This window comes from Methylotetracoccus oryzae, from assembly GCF_006175985.1.
GTDB lineage: Bacteria > Pseudomonadota > Gammaproteobacteria > Methylococcales > Methylococcaceae > Methylotetracoccus > Methylotetracoccus oryzae.
The window spans coordinates 1-19,906 of sequence record NZ_SRSH01000002.1; the positions used below are offsets into that span (position 1 = coordinate 1).

Genomic DNA, 19,906 nt, shown 5'->3' on the forward strand with positions numbered 1-19,906 from the left:
TACTGGAACTGGCCGGAAATACCCTGGAGTTACGACGACCGGGCCGAACAGCACCAAGACCCCTCCATCGCCTCAACCCACGACCTCGCCGACAGTACAAGTAGCCTTAACTTAACGGCATTGCCCCCCCCCCCCGCACCATCGGCCTCTCGGAGTCTTGCTGTAACGTCGGACGGCTGAGCTCCGCGATCTGACTCGGGCGGAAGCGTGAGACCGACGCCGCCGCGCAAGGCGCTGCGCTGAGCCCGTAGGGCTTGCCGCTCTTCGAGAAAATGACGCTGGTCCATGCCAGACATACCCGTCCAGAAAGTTACTCCGATAGGCAGGTACCGTAATCCAAGGGTACTCCGGTCGGGTGAAGAACCCCTTTGGAGCTCCAGGTTCAAAGTTACGTAAGTCGGCCAAGGCGCGTTGGTAACGACCGTGGGAGCCTGACGCGGGGTCACTGATTCAGCGCCATTTGGTCGGCTGCACGCCTCGGTGGGCTTGAGCGGGTAGCGCGCTAGCCCAGCGGGATTGGAACGGATACGTCGACGCGCCGGTCCTCTATCCCGCGGCGCCGGGCCTGTCGGCCGCTATCGGGTGCGGGCTTGTTCGAGCTGCTTGTGATCTGTCATTCAACGTGCCCGAGCCGGACATGGCTGCACGTGGCAGTAAGCGCGACACCCATCACGACAACCGAAAAGACGACCTATATTCATGCTGAAGTGTTTGATGACTCCAATGGATTCAGGATGATGAACAGCAAGCTGGTCATTTTTCTCGGTAGCGCGGCACTCGGCGCGTGTCATTCGGCGACGCAGCTGAACACGATACCCGATCAAGCCGAGGTGCATCGGGACAACACCATAATCTGCATGACACCATGTGAGATCGAGTCGCGCATGCCGTGGTTCGCCCCGTCGATCAAGCTTCATCTTGAGAGAGCTGGCTTCGAACCGAGGGACGTCTTGTTACGGCGCAACGATGTTTACGTAGCACGAGTGATCTTTTTCCCATTTTTCTGGCCTTGGGCGGTTGGGCTGGAGCCGACGCGAATCGAAAAGCTTTCGCCGCTTAAGCCCGACGTGCAAGCAACGCCCCTCGCACCCTCTATAAGACCCGATACCACGATTAAAGGCGAAGTCGCCAGGCGGGTCCAGTCGCCACCAGTGCTCTAGGCGGTCCCGCCTCACTGGCGCGCCCGCGGCATGAGCCGGTGACCCCAGTGATCCGCGATCGAATAATGCCCGACAAGCCCGCTCCGAGCAGCGCATGAGGAAGCGCGGCGGCGAGGTCATCACCGGGGCGGTCCCCTTCCCGGCGGCGGACGCTGAAACTGTCCCGGTTGAAAACAGTCGAAACGGTCGACTCGCCGGTGTCGCGTCAGGTCGACGCAAGGTGTCGATTCTGGTGTCGTCGCGGGACCGTGAGCGAGTGGGTCCAAGGCCGTCGGCAGGCGATCTCCCGGAAGATGATGCCGCGGTTCTGGGTTACCGATCACGACCGTACGAAACATACCCTTTTGCCATGTCTGACGCTGCCTGCAGCATTGTTGACTTTTCTTCTCGAATCCTTCAACTTACGCAGCCAAGACGGGCCCCGTATAAGGAAATTGCGACGCTCAATAGGGAATTTTTCCTCAACAGGGATCAGATCCGTCCTCTCCAAGAATTATTTAGGGTCAATTGCTTACAACGTTTGTCGTCTGCCCTGGCAGACGTACGAGGAGGAAATCGATGAAAAAACCCGTGAAAAGTTGGCTGATCGCAACCTCGGTTGCATCGTTGCTGGCAGCACCCGGGCTTTCCCAGGCGAACGCTGAGATCGAGAAACTGAGCCAAGACCCGAACAGCTGGGCCACTTGGGGCGGCGACTACTCAGGTGCTCGTTACAGTTCGCTGACGCAGATCAACAAGGATACCGCCAAAAATCTTCAGCCGGTCTGGACCTTCTCCACCGGCATGCTGCGTGGCCACGAAGGGGGCCCGCTCGTCGTCAACGGCCTGATCTACATCCACACCGGCTTCCCGCACAAGGTGTACGCGCTGGATCAGGACACGCATTCCGTCGTGTGGGAATACAACTACGCGCCGGACAAGGGCACCGATCCGCAACAGGTCATCGGCGTGATGTGCTGTGACGTGGTCAACCGCGGTCTGGCCTATGGCGACGGCAAGGTGTTCCTGGCACAGGGCGACGCCACGCTGATTGCGCTGGACGCCAAGACCGGCAAGACGGTCTGGAAGGTCAAAAACGGCGACACCAAGCAGGGCATGACCAATACGAATGCACCTCTGGTCGTCAAGGACAAGGTCTTCGTCGGTATCTCCGGCGGTGAGTACGGTGTGCGCGGTTTCATCGCGGCCTACAACATCAAGGACGGCACGCCGGCGTGGAAGGCCTACAGCACCGGGCCGGATGCCGAGATGAAGATGGATCCGGAAAAGACGATGACCTGGACCGACGGCAAGATGGCGCCGGTCGGCAAGGACTCCAGTCTGAAGACCTGGCAGGGTGACCAGTGGAAGATCGGCGGCGGCACCACCTGGGGCTGGTACAGCTACGATCCGAAGCTGAACCTGATCTATTACGGTTCGGGCAACCCGTCAACGTGGAACCCGGTCCAGCGTCCCGGCGACAACAAGTGGTCCATGACCATTTGGGCGCGCGACGCCGACACCGGTGCTGCGAAGTGGGTTTACCAGATGACCCCGCACGACGAGTGGGACTTCGACGGCATCAACGAAATGACGCTGGTCGACCTGCCGATGAAGGACAAGAACGGCAAGGAGCACAGCAAGCTCCTGACCCACTTCGACCGTAACGGCTTCGGCTACACGCTGGACCGCGAAACGGGCGAACTGCTCGTCGCCGAGAAGTTCGACAAGGCGGTCAACTGGGCCAGCCACGTCGACATGAAGACGGGTCGTCCGCAGGTGCAGGATCAGTATTCGACGCAGTTCCATGGCGAAGACGTCGATGCCAAGGGCATTTGTCCTTCGGCGATGGGCAGCAAGAACGAGCCGCCCGTGACCTTCTCGCCCAAGACGAAGCTGATCTACATCCCGGGCAACCACACCTGCATGAACTACGAGCCGTTCCAGGTGGAATACACCGCGGGCCAGCCGTATGTCGGCGCAACCCTGAGCATCTTCCCGGCCAAGGCGGACGTGAAGACCGGCGAGAAGACCGAGAAGACGAACATGGGTTCGTTCACCGCGTGGGATCCGACCACCGGCAAGATCGCCTGGGCGATCGACGAGCCGTTCTCGCTGTGGAGCGGTATGGTGTCCACCGCGGGTGACGTGGTCATCTACGGTACGCTGGAAGGCTACCTGAAGGTCCGCGATGCGAACACGGGCGCTGAACTGTACAAGTTCAAGACCCCGTCGGGCGTGATCGGTAACGTCAGCACCTGGCAGCACAAGGGCAAGCAGTATGTCGGCGTCCTCTCCGGTATCGGTGGATGGGCAGGCGTCGGCATGGCGGCTGGCCTGGAAGGCGAATCGGAGGGTCTGGGTGCAGTAGGCGCGTACAAGAGCCTCAGCGCCCACACCAAGCTGGGCGGCGTCTTTACCGTCTTCGCTCTGCCCAACTGATAGACCGGCCTCGTCGGTCTAGCCTCCCACAACGCCCCGGTCGAGCAATCGACCGGGGCGTTGTTCATTTTGGGGGGGCGAATCCTTACAATGGGCGCCCGGACCGGGCTTGACCCACTCGCCCGTTCCACGTCGTTCGCATGTTGCCTCCGTGGCTCGACGCCAGTCCCCTGCGACCCGTCGGCGCGGGAGGGATCCGTGAGCTTCGCCCGATTTACCGCCAGAAAACACCAGATTGCTTGCCATGCTGTTCACCCTCAAGGCTTGGGGCCGCCTAACGTTTGGCCTCCTCGCGTTGTCCTTCGCTGTCTCCGCTAGCGCCTGGGAAGGCGCTGCCGTCAAGGTCTGTGCGGATCCCAACAATCCACCCTACACCGATCGGAAGGGGCAGGGCTTCGAGAACAAGATCGCCGAACTGCTCGGCAAGACGGTGGGCAAGCCCGTCGAATACACCTGGTTTCCGCAGCGCATCGGGTTCATCCGCAATACGCTGAAGGCACAGCTGCCGGATTCGGACGAGTACAAGTGCGATGTCGTGATGGGCTGGCCGACCGGCGCCGAGATGGCAGCGACGACGCAACCCTATTACCGCTCGACGTATGCCCTCGTCTATGCCACGAAGCGGGGCTGGGACGATATCCGTTCGGCGGAGGATCTGGTCAAACTGCCCGCGGACAGGCGGGCCAAGCTCAAGCTGGCGATGTTCGACAACTCGCCTGCCACGACCTGGCTGCTGAATCACGGTTTCGTCGATCATGCGATCCCTTATCAGACCATGACCGGGGATGCGACCAAGAACACCACGATGGTGCTGAACGAGGACATGAAGTCCGGAAAACTCGACATGGCCATCATCTGGGGGCCGATCGCCGGCTACCTCCAGCACGCCAGCAAGCCGGGCAGCTTCCAGGTCATACCGATGCCGAACGAGGAGGGACTGCAGTTCGTATTCCCGATCTCGATGGGGGTGCGGGTGCCCGACAAGGCGCGCAAACAGGAACTGGACCGGTTCATCGAAGAGAAGGCCGCCGATATCGAGTCCGTGCTCCGGGAGTTCAAGGTGCCCCTGGTCGACAAGGAAGGCCACCTCCTGCCGGCGGCTGGACGCTGACAGGCGCCGCGCCGCGCCTCGGCTCCGCCGTGTTTCGCGCGGACCCGCTGGCCCGTTCATTAAGACGGCGGCGGTCAGGCCCGACCTGGGGCGAGCGTGGCGAACGATGAACGTCTGATCGCGCTGCACCGGCTGCTGGTCGGACAGCGCGCACCGGTGTCGACTGCACGGATACAGGAGCGGCTGGGCTGTTCGCGCGCCACGGTCATGCGGCTCATTGCCGAGCTGCGCGATATCAGCGGCGACCCGATACCCTACGACCGTTTTGCCCAGGGTTTCGCTTATCGTCAGCCACCGGACCTCAAGGGCGAGCTGTCTTCTCCCTGGCTGGGCGATGCCGAGCTCCGCGCCCTGCTGGCGATCCGCCAGCAGTTGGAACAGACGCAGCCCGGCCTGTTGGCGGAGTTACTGGCACCGCTGGAGAGGCGCCTGATCCAGCTGCTTTCCCCGGACGGATTGTGTCAGGAGGAATTGGGGAGGCGCATCCGATTGCTCTCGGTGGGACGGGCGAAACGCCTGGCGGCCAACGGCTTTGCAGCGTGTGCCGAGGCCGTGCTGCGGCGCCGCCGGCTGCGGGTGCGGTACCGTTCCCGGACGCAGGAGGAAAGCCTGGAGCGGGAGCTCTCGCCATTCCGGCTGGTGTTTTATCGTGACAACTGGTACCTGGACGCGTGGTGTCACTTGCGCGAAGGCTCCCGGCGGTTTGCGGTGGATCGCATCGCGGAAGCGAGGTTGCTGACGGCCGATGCAGTCGAATTGCCGGACAGCCATCTCGACGAGCAGCTCGGCGAAGTGTTCGGCATCTTCTCGGGGGCTGCCAGGTCCACGGCGGTGCTGCGTTTCAGCGCTCTGCGCGCACGCTGGGTGGCGGACGAAGTGTGGCCCGGGCAGCGGCACGCGCGATGGCTCGAGGATGGCCGCTACGAGCTGAAGGTCGCCTACGGCGATCCGACCGAGCTGGTCATGGAGATTATGAAATACGTTCCGGAGGTCGAGGTGCTCCATCCGCCCGAACTGCGACAGGCCGTGACGGAACGCTTGCAGGCTGCGCTGAAAAATTTTTCCGGCGTCTCATGATATGAGACGGTAGTCGTTTACACTCGGTGAGACCCGACCATCCCGGAGGATCCACCGATGAAACATTGGCTGCTGAGTCTTCTACCGTGGCTTCGTCTCACCCTTGCGTCCGGGCGGTTGACGATCAACCGCTGGCTGTTCCGCACACGCAAACGCATCTTCCTGCAGCAGTCCCTGCTGGCAGGGTTTCAGTATTACGAGGCCCGGGCGCTGTGGCACCGGCTGCGTCCCGGCGCCCTGCTCGAATTGCGCAGGAATCCCGAGAATCCGGTCGATCCGAAGGCAGTGGAGGTCTACTGGCGCGGTCATCAGCTCGGACATCTGCCGCGGACGGACAACCCCGTCATCGCGCATCTGCTCGATCGGGGCATGAAGATCCGGGCGCGGATACAGGCGCTGAGGGCGTCCGACAATCCCTGGGAGCGGGTGCAGGTCCGGGTGGAGTGGGAGAAGTAGCCCGAGCCGCATCAGGTCTGCGGACCGGCGCCTAGTCGTCGATCTGGATGCCCCGCAGGCGGCGGTATACCCGGATCAGCGACCGCCCCAAGGGGTGCTTACCCCACGACTCGACCAGGCAGTCGCTGATACAGTGCAGCAGGCCATCGCGCCGGTAGCGTGATGGTGACATGGCCCAGCGCTCCTGTTTGATTCGCCAGGAGGCGGTCCAGGCGCCCTCTAGGGCCAGCCGTTCGCCCGTTAGCGGTCGGTCTGAACCGGCGTCTTGCGCCGCGCCCGACAGACACTGGTCCAGTTCGGCCCAGTAGCGCTCCATGTCGCCGGACAACTGGCCTGGCCTGCGGCGGTGATAGGCCAGGACACCTCTTACCGTGATCAGGCGCTGGAACCGGGCCATCCGTCGCCACAGATCCCAGTCGCCCGACAGGCGCAGGTCCACGTTCAAACCGCCGGCGGCAAGCCACAGGTCCCGCGTCCAGAAGGTGCCTTCCTGCATGACGAACGGGAACTGACGCCCGTCGTACTGGCCTTTCGCGAGGCGGGCCCGGGCATAGCCAAAGCCCTCCAGTCGGGTGTCGGCAATGCAGCCATCCTCGCGGATCAGGCAGGGAATTCCGGTCACCCATTGTTCCTCCGGATTGGCCCGCAGGAACTGGGCCACGGTCTGGAAGGCATTCGGTGCGAACAGGTCGTCGGTATTGATCCAGGTCATGATCACCAGCCCCGGCGCGTCCGACACCTGCCGCCGCAGGAGTTCGTCGAAGCCTTTCTGAATGCCGTCGTACATCGAGCGGTCCGGTTCCGATTTCCACGAGAAATGGAGCGGGGGAAGATCGACCCGGAGGCGTTCGGCGGCGAGCCGCTCGGCCCATAGCGCGAGCAGGTCCAGGGTCCGATCGGTGGAGCCACCGTCCTGGATGTGGTACCGGATCGTGAAATCGCCCCGTTGCGAAACGATGCTCTCGATCGTCTCGTCGAGAAACTCGGGCGCATTGAAGGAGGGGGTGACGATCAGAAAGGTGACAGGGCAGGTCTCGGTCATGGCGCGTCAGGCTAAAGTGTGAGGGCGCTGCTGGGCGCAGGTTTTCAGGTGGCGGCCGGGCGATCACCGCGCCGGCGCGATGATCCAAGACGCTGCGCCAGGACTCGGGCGAGGAAAATCGGCGAATCGAGGTTGCGCCGCCACAGGCGGCGCGGCTCCTGCGCCAGACGGTGCAACCATTGCAGGCCCGCGCGCTGCATCCAGAGCGGGGGCAACGCGATGCGGCCCGTATACCAGTCGAACGCGCCCCCGATCGGGCCGATCAGATCGACCTGCAGCCGGTCACGGTGGCGGTAGGCCCATTTTTCCTGCTTCGGTGCACCGAGCCCCAGCCACAGGATCTCGGCATTCGACGCATTCACGCGGTCGATCAGGGCGGCATCCTCGGCGGCCGAGAATTCCGCGCGAAAGGGTGGCGACAAGGAACCGCAGAAGTCCAGAGCGGGATAATCGACGCGGAAGCGCTGTTCCAGCGCGGACAGGTTCTCCTCGGTCGAGCCGAGAAAAAACATCCGGGTTCCGGGGCGCGCCGCATTCAGATGGGCGCAGAACCCGGGGAACAGATCGGGGCCGCACACCCGCTCGGGAATTCGCGCTTCGAGCAGGCGAGAAGCGAGCACGATGCCGGCGCCATCCGGTGTGACGAGATCTGCGGCCATGATGGCGTCATGCAATAGCGTGTCCTGACGTGCCACTTCCAGGGAGTGCGGATTCGCGCAAACGAAGTAGCGCGCCGGGCGTGGACTGGGTCGGCCGGATGACAGCGGTCGCAGCCAGCTGGTGAGCAGGGCGATCGTTTCGGCCAGGGTTGCCGTGGAAAACGGATACCCGGTGATGGTCTCGGTCGGGAAGGGACTGCCCGGTTGGGCGGTCGCATCAGTCATGGCGGCTTCTCAAGGCATGTTCCAGCAACAGGCGTGGCAGGTCGTTGCGCGAGACCGGTCGGCGGGTGCGCAGCAGGCGCCAGCGGTCGCCGACGAGTGAATGCGCGACGACCGGTGTGCGGGACCAGAGTGCGCTTCGCAGCAGGGCTTCGCCCGCCTTGCCGAGCCGGCTCGCCAGCCGCCAGCTGGCTGGCGGAGCGGGCAGCGAGGCGCAGCGCCGAGCCACTTCGTCGCGATAGTCGGAGCCCTGGCGCGACCGGTTCTCCTCGCCGCGGATACGAAATGCCGCGAGTGGAGTCGCGACGGCCGTCAGCTCGGCCAGCGCCGCGAAGCGGACCCACAGATCGAAATCGCCGGCCCAGCGCCACTGTAGATCCAGGCCGCCGGCGCGCTCCCACAGGCTGCGGCGCCAGAACATCGTTTCCTGCATCAGATAGCCGAGCAGTCCCTCGCGGAACCAGCCGTTGGCAATGTAGCGCCGCGGGTACGATGCGGCCACCGGGGACACGAGGTAGCATTCCGAGGCCGTATTCAGATAAGCGGGCAGACCCGATATCCAGTCCACCTCGGGGAACTCCTCGAAGATCCTGGCGACGACGCGCAGGGTCCATGGCATCAGGACGTCGTCGCCATTGATCCAGCCGAGGACGTCGCCGCTGGCGCAGGCCATGCCTTTGGCGATCGCCGCGTATTGCCCGTCGTCGGCCTCGCTGCGCAGGACGCTGAAATGTTGGGCCTGGGACTTCAGGTAGTCGAGTGTGCCATCGGTCGAGGCGCCGTCGATCACGATGTATTCCAGGCCCGGGTAGTCCTGCGTGACGACCGAGCGGACCGTTTCCTGAACCCACGGCATGGCGTTCCGCACGGCGGTGACGAGGGAGATTTTCACTGTGGGCTGCGGCATGGCGCGGAGGAAACTCAGGGGGCTCGAAGTCCGGCGTAGATGGCATCCGCCCGATCCACCAGCGAACGGACGCGAAACTCGGCTTCGGCGGCGAGGGCCAGCCACGGGTGGCTGCGCGCCGGTTCGCGCCGCCAATCGAAGGGCCCCATCCGTCGCAGATGACGAACCATGTGGGCGTTCAGCGTTCGAAACCGTCGCTCGACCCGGTCCGGATGTTCGGTGAAGCGCAGCGCGATGCGGCGCCATTCGGCCAGGCACTCGAACAGGTGCTGCCAGGACAGACCGCCGCCGACATACTGCGACAGAATCACCGGCTCGACCCATACCGTGGCGCCCCGTTGCGCCATCCGGAACAGGAAGTCGTGATCGGCGGCAATCCGGAAGGCGAGGTCATAACGGTGTTGCCGTATCAATTCGGTGCGGGTCAGCAGGGATTGGTGGCCGGGAATTCCTCCCAGCCAGGCCCCGTCGGTGTCGCCGTCGAGCAACTGGCGGTAGGTGTGCTCGAACGCCCGGCAGCGGTGTATCTCTTCCGTTCCGTCCGGCGCGATGTAGCTGTGGTGAGCCGCGATGAAGTCGGCATCCGTCGGCGCATGGGCGAGGAGTCGCCCCAGCGCATCGCCGTCGGCGAGCGAGTCGCCGGCATTGATGTACAGCACCCAGCGCCCGCGTGCAAGGTCGGCTGCCTTGTTCATGGCATCGTAAGGCCCGCGATCCGGCTCGGACAGCCAATAGTCCACGCGGTGGTCATAACGCTCGATTACCCGCAAGGTCGCGGCGTCGGATGCGCCGTCGATGACGATCACCTCCCTGGCGGGATAGCGCTGGCCCAGGACGCTGTCCAGTGTCGATGCCAGCTCATCCGGCGCGTTGCGGACGACTGTGGCGATCGTGACGAGCGGCGCGGGTTCCGCTGCCGTCGTGCCCGCGATCCGGCGTCCGCCTTCGCGGCGCCCGGAGGTACCTGTCAGCAGCGGCAGGACAGGGCGTTCGTCGGCGTCCGCCGGCAACTCGGTCGCGGTCTCGCGATGAGCATAATGGAGCGCCCGCCGGCTGGGTTTGGGATCGGTCAGGAAATCGACCAACCGTGCCTGATCCAGCTGCCAGCGCGCATAGCCTTCCTCGACCATCGTGCGGGCTCGCCGCCCGATCGACTCCGCCCGCGACCAGTCCGGGTGGCTTGTCTCGCCCAGCCGGTACAGAAAGCCATTGACGCCGTCCACGATGTATTCGTTGTGCGTGGGGCGGTCGTGGGCACAGACGGCCATGCCCATCGCCATGGCCTCCAGAAACGCGAGGCCGATACCCTCGTCGAGCCGCGGTGCGAAGTACACGTTCGATGAGGCCAGCCGGCGCAGAAGGTCGCTGCGCTCCGGCAGCCATTGCGTCACTTCGAGCGTGAAAGCCTCACGGTCCGATGCAGACGGCGGCTGCGGGGGGGGCACGCCGGGATCCACGGCCTGATGCAGGTGCACCGAGGTGAAGCGTCCAGGCGGCATCAAGCCACGGACGTCATCCCATGACGGGCGTTGTTGGCGCTGCCAGAAGAACGCTCGGAGGGTCGTGAAGTCGGTCACCGGAGCGTGGGCGGCCGGATCCGGAAAGTACTGAAAGTATGCCGACTGCATGGCGCCGAGCGACTGTACCCGCTGGTGCAGCGCACTGGAAAAGTTCAGGACCTTGATGTCCTTTAGCGCGCTCCAGAAGCTGCGCCGCAGAGCCTTGGCCGCGTCGTACATCGGTACGTAAACCACATTGCGGTGGCCCTCCCGGGCCAGCAGCTGCGCATAGCGGACGGATTGCCACACGACGACGAGATCGGCATCGGCGATCAGCGGTGATGGATCCGTCGCCTTCTCCCCGCGCCAGGTGTCGTCCCACAGGCAATGGACCGTGCCGATCCGTTGCAGTACCTCGAGAAAAAAGTTCGAGGAACGCGTGACCTGGTGATGGGAATGTCCGACGAAGCCGATCTTCATGGCCGACTCAACTGCCTAGCCTCTCGAGCGCGCGCCGGTAAATGTGGTAGTCGAGTTCGTTGCGCCGCTTGAATTCGGCGATCAGCGCGGGACCGGGCGTCGGCTCGTCGCGTTTGTTCCCGGTCGTGTTGAGGCGGGGGGGGCGCACCGGCTCCCGCTGGACACGGCGGGCGAGCTTCGCGAGCGATTCATCGATGCGTTCGGTGACACCGATGAAGTCGTAGCGCGTCAGCACGGCATCGACATCCTCAGGCGTGCAGGGAAAGCGGTTGGCGATGTAGTTGTCGCGGCTCAGTAGATGCTCCTCCAGCGTCATGTCCGCAATCACGCCGCTCTGTTTCTCGTAGCGGTAGAGCGACAACTTCGTCGCCAAAGGGTCGCGGACGAACGTGAACAGCAGGAACCGGTGGTCGCTGAGGATCTCGGGATAGCGGTCCCGCAGGTAGACGCCCTGGTAATCGAAATGCCCTGTCAGGCAGTGACGGTTGCGCAGGCGGCCGAGATCGACGCGCCGCGCCGCGCGCCAGTCTCCCTGGACATAGGCCCGGTAGTCTTCCTTCAGCAGAAACCAGCGCCCCAGCACGTTGACGACCGAGGTGCCCGAACACTTGGGTATATGGTGGAACACCCCGATGCGATCGGCAGCACTCCAGTCGCGCAGGGGGATCGCAAGCAGGGCGCGGAAGGGCAAGCTGCGATTCTTGCGCCGCTTGAAATTGTCCCACCAGTCAGCGGTGTGTCGGATGATCATGTCGTCTGGCGAAACCCCGGACGGTCGGTGTCGGCCACGGTCGCCACGGCATCGGCCGCCGGCGCACGATGCAGCGCGAAGGTGTAGACCGCGGCCCCGAACAGCAGCGCGAAGAAACGAAAGTCGGTGTGCAGGGTGCGGAACTCGTAGAGTCCCGAGAACAGGGTGACGACGATTGTCACCGCGGAAAAGGCAAAGAAGGCATTGGGCACAACCGCATCGCGCCAGAGCGTCCACAGGGTGCGGCTGAAGAGCACGAATGCGCTCCCGAACAACGCCACTCCGACCACACCGAACCGCACCAGGATCTCCACATAGACGTTGTGAAGATGCTGGAAATGTCGGATTACTTTCAGAAAGCGGCTCTCTGCTCCATGAAAGCCATGATCCGCCAGATAGGCTGTCGTGCGCATGCCGGGCCCCCAGCCGAGCAGCGGTCGTTCCGCGGCCATCCGAAAGCCCCACACCGCCAGGTGAATCCGCGCCGGTCCGTTCGAGTACGGCAGCTTTTCGAGATCCAGGTCCGGGTTGACCACCTGGGGTAGCAAGCCTGCCTCGCTCGCGAAGCGGGCTTCGAGTGCATTGCCGAAAAGACCCCACAGGGCGGCGAGTGCGGCGACGCACAGGCCGAGCGGCACCAGCAGATGGCGCCGCGGCGCGGCCGGATGCCGGGCCGGGCGTCCGGCCCGGATGCGCAGGCCGGCCAGGCCCAGGCCACCGAAGCCAAGCAGCAGGCTCAGCCAGGCGCCGCGCGACTGCGCGACGAACAGGATGAACAGAAAGAACAGCATCCCGGCGATGGCCAACCAGAGCCGTAGCCGCCGATAGCCGCCGCCACGGGACGCATGCGCCAGACGGGGAAGCACTGCGGTGATGCCCAGGACGATCACGACGCACAGAAACGACAGCCCCAGAGCGCTGTAGCCGAACTCGTAGCGCGTGCCCGATAGCCACGCGGGTAGCTGGTGCCAGTCGGTGCGGCGCATGACGCTGATGGCGAGGCCCAGCGGCGCTAACGTCAACACGGCCACGACCCGCGGCCAACTGCCCTGCAGCCACCAGCCCAGCACGAAGAACAGCCAGAGACTGCTCCAGGGCCACAAGGCTGACCATTGATCGTGAGCGGTCTCGGGGCGTTGATGCGCCGCCCAGGCGGCCGTCGCCGCGAGGTAGACCAGGAACACCCCGGACAGGCGCACGAAGGGGTCGCGGCCCAGCCGCCGCCAGGTGGTCGGGCCCTGCATGATCGTCATCAGGGCGACGACGGCGAGGGCGATATGCGCCACCGTCGTGCCGAGCCAGGCCGATGCCGCGAAGATCAACACGGAGCCCCACGCGACCCCGTCGCGTAGGCGGGCCCAGCGTGACGGCGCCGGCCGGGTTGGCGCAGAGCGGGCGGTCGTCAGATCAGGGCCGGGCATGGCACCATCGGGAGCGTATCCGACTGGACGGCAAGGTTCGTGTGGTCGGGTTGAACCGCCGCGGTGGGTACCGCCTTCGGTATCGAAGCGGCAGATCAGTCACGAGCCTGCGCGAGGAAATCCTCGTAGGCGAGCCGGATACCGGTCCGCAGTTCGGTGCGGGCCTGCCAGCCGAGGGCGGCGAGGCGGCTGACATCGAGCAGTTTGCGCGGCGTGCCGTCCGGCTTGCTGGCGTCGAACACGATCGTGCCCGGAAACGCGACAACGTCCATGACCGTCTCGGCCAGTTCGCGTATCGTCACGTCGGCGCCGCAACCGACGTTCACCAAGGGGCCGTCGTAGCCCGTTTCCATCAGGTAGACGCAGGCATCGGCCAGGTCGTCCACATACAGGAACTCGCGCCGCGGTGTGCCGCTGCCCCAGACGGTCAATTCCCGGTCCCCGCGCTGCTTCGCCTCATGCGTCTTGCGGATCAGCGCCGGCAGGACATGGCTGTTGTTGAGGTCGTAGTTGTCGTTGGGGCCATACAGGTTGGTCGGCATCACGGACACGTACTGGCGTCCGTACTGCCGCTGATACGACTCGCACAGCTTGATGCCGGCGATCTTGGCAATCGCATACGGTTCGTTGGTGGCCTCCAGCGGGCCGGTCAGCAGATACTCCTCGCGGATCGGTTGCGGACAGTCGCGGGGATAGATGCACGAGGAACCCAGAAACATCAGCCGCTGCAGGCCGGCCCGGTGGGCGCCGTGGATCAGGTTGGCCTCGATCACGAGGTTCTGGTAGATGAAATCCGCGCGATAGGTATTGTTCGCCTGGATGCCGCCGACCTTCGCCGCGGCCAGGAACAGGTAGGCCGGCCGTTCACGCTCCAGATAGGCGAACACCGCCGCCTGGTCGAGCAGATCCAGTTCCTGGCGCGAGGGCGTCAGCAGTGTGGTGTAGCCGGCCGTGCGCAGGCGGCGCACCAGCGCCGAGCCCACCATGCCGCGATGACCGGCGACGAGGATCGGCGCGGCTTTGTCGACCGCAGGCAGTCCGGCGTCACTCATGGTAATCGTAAGCGGCAAAGCCATGCTGTTTGACGAGGGAGTCGCGCCGCGCGGACTTCAGATCCTCGCGCATCATCTCGGCGACGAGTTCGGGGAAGCTGATCTGCGGCGTCCAGCCCAGCTTCTCGCGCGCCTTCGCCGGGTCGCCCAGCAGGGTCTCGACTTCGGTTGGCCGGAAGTAGCGCGGATCGACCCGGACGACGACCTGGCCCGGCTTCAGAGGCGTGTCGCCCGAGGCCTTGGCCACGATCCCATGCGCGTTTTCTCCTTCGCCTGCCCAGTCCAGTTCGACGCCCAGTTCGGCCGCGGCGGCATCGACAAAGTTGCGTACGCTGTACTGCACGCCCGTCGCGATGACGAAATCCTCCGGCTGCGTCTGCTGCAGCATAAGCCACTGCATCTCGACGTAGTCGCGCGCATGACCCCAGTCACGCAGCGCTTCGAGGTTGCCGAGGTACAGGCAGTCCTGCAGCCCCAGGTAGATGCGGGCGAGGGCGCGGGTGATCTTGCGGGTGACAAAGGTCTCGCCCCGCAGCGGGGACTCGTGGTTGAACAGGATGCCGTTGCAGGCATACAGGCCGTAGGCCTCGCGGTAATTGACCGTGATCCAGTACGCGTACAGCTTGGCGACGGCATACGGACTGCGCGGGTAGAACGGCGTCGTTTCCTTCTGGGGAATCTCCTGCACCAAACCATACAACTCCGAAGTGGAGGCCTGGTAGAAGCGGGTCTTCTTGTCCAGACCGAGAATGCGGATTGCCTCGAGCATACGCAGGGCGCCGATCCCATCGGCGTTAGCGGTGTATTCCGGTTCCTCGAAGGACACCTGGACATGGCTTTGTGCCGCGAGGTTGTAGATCTCGTCGGGCTGTGTCTGCTGGATGATGCGGATCAGGCTCGTCGAGTCCGTCATGTCGCCGTAGTGCAGCACGAAGCGGCGATTCTCGACATGCGGATCCTGGTAAAGATGATCGATGCGGTCGGTGTTGAACAGCGACGTGCGGCGCTTGATGCCGTGGACTTCGTAGCCCTTTTTCAGCAGAAATTCAGCGAGGTAGGCGCCATCCTGTCCGGTCACGCCGGTGATCAAAGCGACTTTGGTCATTTAAGGTCCATTGGGCAAAGCGAGACGTCGGCCGCCACTCGGGGGATGTCCTGTCCTGGGCGCGGTCTCGTGAAGGCGGGGAGAATTCGGCTGGGCACTCCGTTGCACCCGGCAAAGATAAGCCAATTGGGCCGGACTGACAACACGGCCCGCTCCGGCCACGCCCGCGGCCGGCGCGGCAGTGACGACCGTCGTCACAGCGTTTCGGTTGCGAAGTCCGCCAGCCGCGACCGCTCGCCCCGCTTCAGCGTGATGTGCGCCGAATGCGGCCAGTCCTTGAAGCGATCCACGACATAGGTGAGGCCTGACGTCGTGCCCGTGAGGTAGGGTGTGTCGATCTGGCCGATATTGCCGAGGCACACGATTTTGGTGCCGGGACCGGCCCGCGTCACGAGCGCCTTCATCTGTTTCGAGGTCAGGTTCTGCGCCTCGTCCAGTATCAGGTAGCGGCTCAGGAAGGTGCGGCCGCGCATGAAGTTCAACGAGCGCACCTTGACACGGTTCAGCAGCAACTGGTTCGTCGCGCCGCGCTCCCAGGCGCCACCGTTCTCCCGGCTGCCGAGAAGCTCCAGGTTGTCGAGGAGGGCGCCCATCCACGGCGTCATTTTTTCCTCCTCGGATCCCGGCAGGAAGCCGATGTCCTCGCCGAGTGGGATCGTCTCGCGCGTCATGACGATCTCCTTGTAAAGCTTGTGGTCCAGCGTCAAGGTCAGGCCCGCCGCGAGGGCCAGCAGCGTCTTGCCGGTGCCGGCGGTGCCCAGCAGTGTGACGAAGTCGATCTCGGGATCAAGCAGCATGTTCAGCGCGAAATTCTGTTCGCGATTGCGCGCCTGCACGCCCCATACCGCGTGCTGCGGCGTACGGAAGTCGCGGGCCAGCTCGATGACGGCCTGGTTGTTGTCCTTTTTCCGGACCAGGGCCTCGAACTGGGACTCGTCCGGCAGATACAGGAACTGATTGGGGAACCAGTCCTTCACCAGGGGCCCTTCGACCGTATAGAAGGTCCGGCCATGCTCCTGCCATGAGGTCATCCTGCCGCCATGGGTGGCCCAGAAATCGAGCGGCAATTCGCAACTGCCGCTGTACAGCAGGTCGACGTCGTCCAGAACCTGATCGTTGTAGTAGTCCTCGGCATAAAGCCCGATGACCGACGCCTTGATCCGCAGGTTGATGTCCTTCGAAACGACGATGGTCTGACCTTCTGCGCGGGCCTTGCTCAGCGCCAGTGCGGTCGCGAGGATGGAGTTGTCCGGGATCTGTCCCGGTAGCGTATCCGGCAGCAGCGACGGCAGGCGTTCGACCTGGAAGTAGAGCCGGCCCTGGCAGCGCTCGTCGAGACGCTCGGCGTACTGGGTGCTGGGCAGCTCGATACCCTGGTGGATCGCGTCGAGATCCGCGTGCTGAATCAGTTCGTCGAGGAAGCGACTCGCCTGACGCGCGTTGCGTGCCACCTCCGAGAGTCCCTTCTTGGAATGGTCCAGTTCCTCCAGCACGATCATCGGAATGAAGACGTCGTGTTCCTGGAAACGGAACAGGGCGGAAGGGTCGTGCATCAACACGTTGGTATCGAGGACGAAGAGCTTCTTCGTCCCTTCGGGGGCGCTGGTCATGCGTGGGGTGTCACAATTGGAACGGTCCGCCCCGCAGGCGGGGCGGCCGCGGTTGGCAAGGCCGGCTGCTTAGTTTGCGGCGGCGCGGATGGCTTCCAGCACTGCGGCAGCGTGGCCCTTGACGCTGACTTTGCGCCACTCGGCGACGAGCTGTCCGTCGGGGCCGATCAGGAAGGTACTGCGCTCAACGCCTCGGACCTGCTTGCCGTACATGTTCTTCATCTTCATGACGTCGAACAGCGCGCATAGCGTTTCGTCCGGGTCGGACAACAATTCGAACGGAAACTCCTGCTTACACTTGAAGGTTTCGTGCGATTTCACGCTGTCGCGCGACACGCCGAGGATGTCGGCGTTCAGGGCCTGAAACTCGGGGTAGAGGTCGCGGAAGTCCTGACCTTCCTGGGTACAGCCGGGGGTGCTGTCCTTCGGATAAAAGTACACGACCAGGAACTTGCCGGCGAAGTCGCCGGACTGGATGGTGCGGCCGCCGGTCGCGGCGGCAGAGAAGGCGGGTACGGTGGCACCGACGGCAATGGACGACATGGTTTCTCCGGGGGTCAGGGAAAGCGCCTCAGCGCTTCACGGGTTCGAGAATCGCATCGATGTTGATCTGGTCGCAGAATTCGAGGAATTCGTCGCGCAGCGAGACGATTTTCATGCCCGATGGAATCTTGACGATCATGTGGGCGATGAACACCTGAGCGCCGCCGTAGGGAGCGGGGTAACGGCTGGTGTTCAGGTCCAGTATCTTGATGTTGCGCGCAGTGAAGAACTCGGCCAGATCGTGAATCGTGTCCGGCTGCTCGGCAGCGAACACATCGACCGAATAGGGGATCACGTCCTCGGGCGGCGGCTCTTCCTCGTCGCGGCAGCGCATCGTGGCCAGTTTCAGCGTGAGCCGCTGAGCACTCGCCTCCAGTAGACTTTCGAGTCGGACGATATGATTCCAGTTCCCCTCGATCAGCAGGTGCGCCGCGAATTCCCGCCCCAACTCCGTGATCCGGCTCTCCAGGATGTTGCACTTCGCATCCTTCACGATGCGTGTCAATTCTACGATCAGGTCGGGACGGTCCTCCCCCATGACGGTGACGACGATCTGCATGGGCCTCTGGTTATCCGGTCTCATAAAAAGCGCAGAGTCTAACATTCTTCGACCCTCGCGCGGCGGCCCCCGCCGACCGCGCGGCGCGTTGTCATGGACCCTCTCCGCAAGCTACTATGGGGCCCTTTTCGTCATGCAAGCTCCCACAGAATGATCCAAGGCAGCATGGTCGCGCTCGTCACGCCGATGGCGGAGGACGGGGCGCTGGACTACGACGCGCTGGCGCGCCTGATCGATTTCCACATCGACGAAGGCAGTGATGCCCTCGTGGTCGTGGGCACGACCGGAGAATCCGCGACGCTGGATACGGAAGAGCACTGTGAGGTCATCCGCTTTGCCGTGGAGCGCGTGGCCGGACGCGTGCCGGTCATCGCCGGCACCGGTGCGAACGCGACGCGGGAGGCGATCGAGCTGACCGAACGCGCACAGGGCGTCGGCGCCGATGCCTGTCTGTTGGTCACACCCTACTACAACAAGCCAACCCAGGAGGGCTTGTTTCGGCACTTCAGCGCCGTGGCGCAGGCCGTCGCGATACCCCAGATCCTCTACAACGTGCCGGGCCGGACGGCTTGCGACATGCTCCCGGAGACGGTCGGGCGCCTCGCCAGTGTCCCGAACATCGTCGGGATCAAGGAAGCCACCGGTGACCTGGGGCGCGTTGGCACCCTCCGGGCGCTGTGTCCGCCCGACTTCGCGCTGTATTCGGGCGACGATGCGACGGCTGCCGAGTTCTGCCTGATGGGCGGTCACGGCGTCATCTCCGTGACGGCCAATGTCGCCCCGAGGGCGATGCATGACCTGTGCGACGCGGCCATCGCCGGCCAGCGTGCCGAGGCCGAGGAGATCGACGCTCGGCTGGCAGGTCTGCACCGGAACCTGTTCATCGAGTCCAATCCGATACCGGTGAAGTGGGCGCTGCATGCGATGGGCCTGATCGATCGCGGCATCCGTCTTCCGCTGACCTGGCTTTCGCCCGGCTGCGAAGAGAGCGTGCGACTGGCCATGCGCCAGGCCGGCGTTGTTTGATCGGGTCTTGAGGTCGCCGATGAACAGACCCCTGATCGTCGCCTCGGTGGCGTCTTCGCTCGTGTTGAGCGGCTGTAGCTTCCTGGGTTCGCTGTTCCCGGACAAGCAGCGGCAGTATCAGTACACGACCGAGATCCCGCCCCTTGAAGTGCCGCCTGACCTGTCGATGTCCACCATGACGGGTGCCAAGATCAACCGCGGAGCCGGGCCGGCCGCAGCACGGGACACTGTAGCGCCTGCCGAAGGCGAGGATGAAGCGACGCCGAGGCCAGCCGCGGCTGGCGGACCGGCCGAACCGAAGACGCCGACCCTGGCCCAGAATACCGAGGACGTGCCGCTGATCGAGCTGTCGAGCCCGTTCGCCCAGGCCTGGAACGATGTGGGACGGGCATTGGGTCGCCTGAAAGTCGAGGTCAGTGACCAGAACCGTTCCGAGGGCGTGTACTACGTGTACTACGGCGGCCCGGCCAAGGCCTATGAAGACCGCGGCATGTGGGGCGATATCAGTGACCTGTTCTCCGGCGACAGCCCGAAAGCCAAGGAGTTCCGCCTGAAACTGGAGGAACACAAGACCAAGAAGGGTGCGTCCACGGACGTCTTCCTGTTCGATGATGAGGGCCAGCCGGTGACCGGAGGGCCGTCGCTGGAGCTGTTGAAGAAACTGCACGCGCAGCTGACCGAATTCGCGAAATCCGACAGCGGCGCCGCAACCGGGCCATCCAGCGACTGAGTCGGCTCGACCGGAGGCCGGCAGTCCGACGCGCGTCCTTGAGCGGGTGCTCGGGGCCCGTCGGGTGGCCCCTTC

The 19,906-nt window shown here is 64.2% G+C and carries 18 protein-coding genes; 7 read left to right on the forward strand and 11 right to left on the reverse strand.

The genetic code is table 11. The annotated features are described in order from the left end of the window. Window positions 1-590: 590 nt before the first annotated feature. The 5 genes from BWR02_RS02630 (at window position 591) to BWR02_RS02650 (ending at window position 6,225) form a co-directional block, all read left to right on the forward strand. Entirely contained in the window at window positions 591-1,160 is a 570-nt protein-coding gene (locus BWR02_RS02630) for a hypothetical protein (protein ID WP_139556223.1), read from the forward strand. A gap of 558 nt (window positions 1,161-1,718) precedes the next feature. Beyond that, a complete protein-coding gene (locus BWR02_RS02635) occupies window positions 1,719-3,581 on the forward strand; it encodes a methanol/ethanol family PQQ-dependent dehydrogenase (protein ID WP_129883571.1) in 1,863 nt (620 codons plus the stop codon). A 244-nt stretch (window positions 3,582-3,825) separates the two neighbouring features. Next, complete coding sequence (locus BWR02_RS02640) at window positions 3,826-4,692, forward strand: quinoprotein dehydrogenase-associated putative ABC transporter substrate-binding protein (RefSeq protein WP_139556224.1); 867 nt, start codon at window positions 3,826-3,828, stop codon at window positions 4,690-4,692. Window positions 4,693-4,788: 96 nt separating this feature from the next. Further along, entirely contained in the window at window positions 4,789-5,769 is a 981-nt protein-coding gene (locus BWR02_RS02645) for a helix-turn-helix transcriptional regulator (RefSeq protein ID WP_139556225.1), read from the forward strand. Between the two features lie 57 nt (window positions 5,770-5,826). Continuing rightward, the gene (locus BWR02_RS02650; RefSeq protein ID WP_129883568.1) at window positions 5,827-6,225 is read left to right on the forward strand and encodes an HIRAN domain-containing protein; all 399 of its coding nucleotides are present in this window, start codon (window positions 5,827-5,829) and stop codon (window positions 6,223-6,225) included. A gap of 31 nt (window positions 6,226-6,256) precedes the next feature. On the opposite strand, the gene BWR02_RS02655 is transcribed toward BWR02_RS02650, so the two are convergent. The 11 genes from BWR02_RS02655 to BWR02_RS02705 all read right to left on the reverse strand — a co-directional run bounded on the left by BWR02_RS02655 (window position 6,257) and on the right by BWR02_RS02705 (window position 18,075). Beyond that, on the reverse strand, window positions 6,257-7,267 hold the full coding sequence (locus BWR02_RS02655; RefSeq protein ID WP_139556226.1) for a glycosyltransferase: 1,011 nt from the start codon (window positions 7,265-7,267) through the stop codon (window positions 6,257-6,259). Between the two features lie 44 nt (window positions 7,268-7,311). Next, window positions 7,312-8,151: a WecB/TagA/CpsF family glycosyltransferase gene (locus BWR02_RS02660; protein ID WP_201276113.1), complete on the reverse strand. Its 840-nt coding sequence runs from the start codon at window positions 8,149-8,151 to the stop codon at window positions 7,312-7,314. Then, entirely contained in the window at window positions 8,144-9,055 is a 912-nt protein-coding gene (locus tag BWR02_RS02665) for a glycosyltransferase family 2 protein (protein ID WP_162559985.1), read from the reverse strand. The genes BWR02_RS02660 and BWR02_RS02665 overlap by 8 nt, the downstream gene beginning before the upstream one ends. Before the next feature lie 14 nt (window positions 9,056-9,069). After that, window positions 9,070-11,034, reverse strand: coding sequence for a glycosyltransferase (locus BWR02_RS02670; RefSeq protein ID WP_139556228.1), 1,965 nt, complete (start codon window positions 11,032-11,034; stop codon window positions 9,070-9,072). Window positions 11,035-11,041: 7 nt separating this feature from the next. Further along, window positions 11,042-11,785 carry a sulfotransferase family protein gene (locus tag BWR02_RS02675; protein WP_139556229.1) on the reverse strand — a complete coding sequence of 248 codons (744 nt, stop codon included), beginning with the start codon at window positions 11,783-11,785 and terminating at the stop codon, window positions 11,042-11,044. Further along, on the reverse strand, window positions 11,782-13,206 hold the full coding sequence (locus BWR02_RS02680; RefSeq protein ID WP_139556230.1) for an O-antigen ligase family protein: 1,425 nt from the start codon (window positions 13,204-13,206) through the stop codon (window positions 11,782-11,784). The genes BWR02_RS02675 and BWR02_RS02680 overlap by 4 nt, the downstream gene beginning before the upstream one ends. 95 nt (window positions 13,207-13,301) lie before the next feature. Beyond that, window positions 13,302-14,282 carry a GDP-L-fucose synthase family protein gene (locus BWR02_RS02685; RefSeq protein WP_328591498.1) on the reverse strand — a complete coding sequence of 327 codons (981 nt, stop codon included), beginning with the start codon at window positions 14,280-14,282 and terminating at the stop codon, window positions 13,302-13,304. Beyond that, window positions 14,251-15,363, reverse strand: coding sequence for a GDP-mannose 4,6-dehydratase (gene gmd / locus BWR02_RS02690; protein WP_139556231.1), 1,113 nt, complete (start codon window positions 15,361-15,363; stop codon window positions 14,251-14,253). Before gmd ends, BWR02_RS02685 begins: the two co-directional genes overlap by 32 nt. Window positions 15,364-15,557: 194 nt before the next feature. Continuing rightward, window positions 15,558-16,973: a PhoH family protein gene (locus tag BWR02_RS02695; protein WP_139556232.1), complete on the reverse strand. Its 1,416-nt coding sequence runs from the start codon at window positions 16,971-16,973 to the stop codon at window positions 15,558-15,560. 69 nt (window positions 16,974-17,042) lie between these two features. Then, a complete protein-coding gene (locus BWR02_RS02700) occupies window positions 17,043-17,516 on the reverse strand; it encodes a peroxiredoxin (RefSeq protein WP_139556233.1) in 474 nt (157 codons plus the stop codon). A 28-nt stretch (window positions 17,517-17,544) separates the two neighbouring features. Next, window positions 17,545-18,075 carry a glycine cleavage system transcriptional repressor gene (locus tag BWR02_RS02705; RefSeq protein WP_139556234.1) on the reverse strand — a complete coding sequence of 177 codons (531 nt, stop codon included), beginning with the start codon at window positions 18,073-18,075 and terminating at the stop codon, window positions 17,545-17,547. Between the two features lie 150 nt (window positions 18,076-18,225). Between BWR02_RS02705 and dapA the strand changes: the two genes are divergently transcribed. Both dapA and bamC read left to right on the forward strand, forming a co-directional pair. Continuing rightward, a complete protein-coding gene (gene dapA / locus BWR02_RS02710) occupies window positions 18,226-19,101 on the forward strand; it encodes a 4-hydroxy-tetrahydrodipicolinate synthase (RefSeq protein WP_139556235.1) in 876 nt (291 codons plus the stop codon). A gap of 19 nt (window positions 19,102-19,120) precedes the next feature. After that, window positions 19,121-19,831 (forward strand): NlpB/DapX family lipoprotein, encoded by a 711-nt coding sequence (gene bamC / locus BWR02_RS02715; protein ID WP_139556236.1) that lies wholly within the window; start codon window positions 19,121-19,123, stop codon window positions 19,829-19,831. Window positions 19,832-19,906 lie beyond the last annotated feature (75 nt).

What these genes read in the sequence shown, in the direction of transcription:
- BWR02_RS02695 (WP_139556232.1), bottom strand. Translation starts at nt 16,973, where the DNA reads ATGACCAGCGCCCCCGAAGGGACGAAGAAGCTCTTCGTCCTCGATACC.
- BWR02_RS02705 (WP_139556234.1), bottom strand. Translation starts at nt 18,075, where the DNA reads ATGCAGATCGTCGTCACCGTCATGGGGGAGGACCGTCCCGACCTGATC.
- BWR02_RS02680 (WP_139556230.1), bottom strand. Translation starts at nt 13,206, where the DNA reads ATGCCCGGCCCTGATCTGACGACCGCCCGCTCTGCGCCAACCCGGCCG.
- gmd (WP_139556231.1), bottom strand. Translation starts at nt 15,363, where the DNA reads ATGACCAAAGTCGCTTTGATCACCGGCGTGACCGGACAGGATGGCGCC.
- BWR02_RS02700 (WP_139556233.1), bottom strand. Translation starts at nt 17,516, where the DNA reads ATGTCGTCCATTGCCGTCGGTGCCACCGTACCCGCCTTCTCTGCCGCC.
- BWR02_RS02685 (WP_328591498.1), bottom strand. Translation starts at nt 14,282, where the DNA reads ATGGCTTTGCCGCTTACGATTACCATGAGTGACGCCGGACTGCCTGCG.
- BWR02_RS02670 (WP_139556228.1), bottom strand. Translation starts at nt 11,034, where the DNA reads ATGAAGATCGGCTTCGTCGGACATTCCCATCACCAGGTCACGCGTTCC.
- BWR02_RS02635 (WP_129883571.1), top strand. Translation starts at nt 1,719, where the DNA reads ATGAAAAAACCCGTGAAAAGTTGGCTGATCGCAACCTCGGTTGCATCG.
- BWR02_RS02665 (WP_162559985.1), bottom strand. Translation starts at nt 9,055, where the DNA reads ATGCCGCAGCCCACAGTGAAAATCTCCCTCGTCACCGCCGTGCGGAAC.
- BWR02_RS02640 (WP_139556224.1), top strand. Translation starts at nt 3,826, where the DNA reads ATGCTGTTCACCCTCAAGGCTTGGGGCCGCCTAACGTTTGGCCTCCTC.
- bamC (WP_139556236.1), top strand. Translation starts at nt 19,121, where the DNA reads ATGAACAGACCCCTGATCGTCGCCTCGGTGGCGTCTTCGCTCGTGTTG.
- BWR02_RS02675 (WP_139556229.1), bottom strand. Translation starts at nt 11,785, where the DNA reads ATGATCATCCGACACACCGCTGACTGGTGGGACAATTTCAAGCGGCGC.
- BWR02_RS02655 (WP_139556226.1), bottom strand. Translation starts at nt 7,267, where the DNA reads ATGACCGAGACCTGCCCTGTCACCTTTCTGATCGTCACCCCCTCCTTC.
- BWR02_RS02650 (WP_129883568.1), top strand. Translation starts at nt 5,827, where the DNA reads ATGAAACATTGGCTGCTGAGTCTTCTACCGTGGCTTCGTCTCACCCTT.
- dapA (WP_139556235.1), top strand. Translation starts at nt 18,226, where the DNA reads ATGATCCAAGGCAGCATGGTCGCGCTCGTCACGCCGATGGCGGAGGAC.
- BWR02_RS02660 (WP_201276113.1), bottom strand. Translation starts at nt 8,151, where the DNA reads ATGACTGATGCGACCGCCCAACCGGGCAGTCCCTTCCCGACCGAGACC.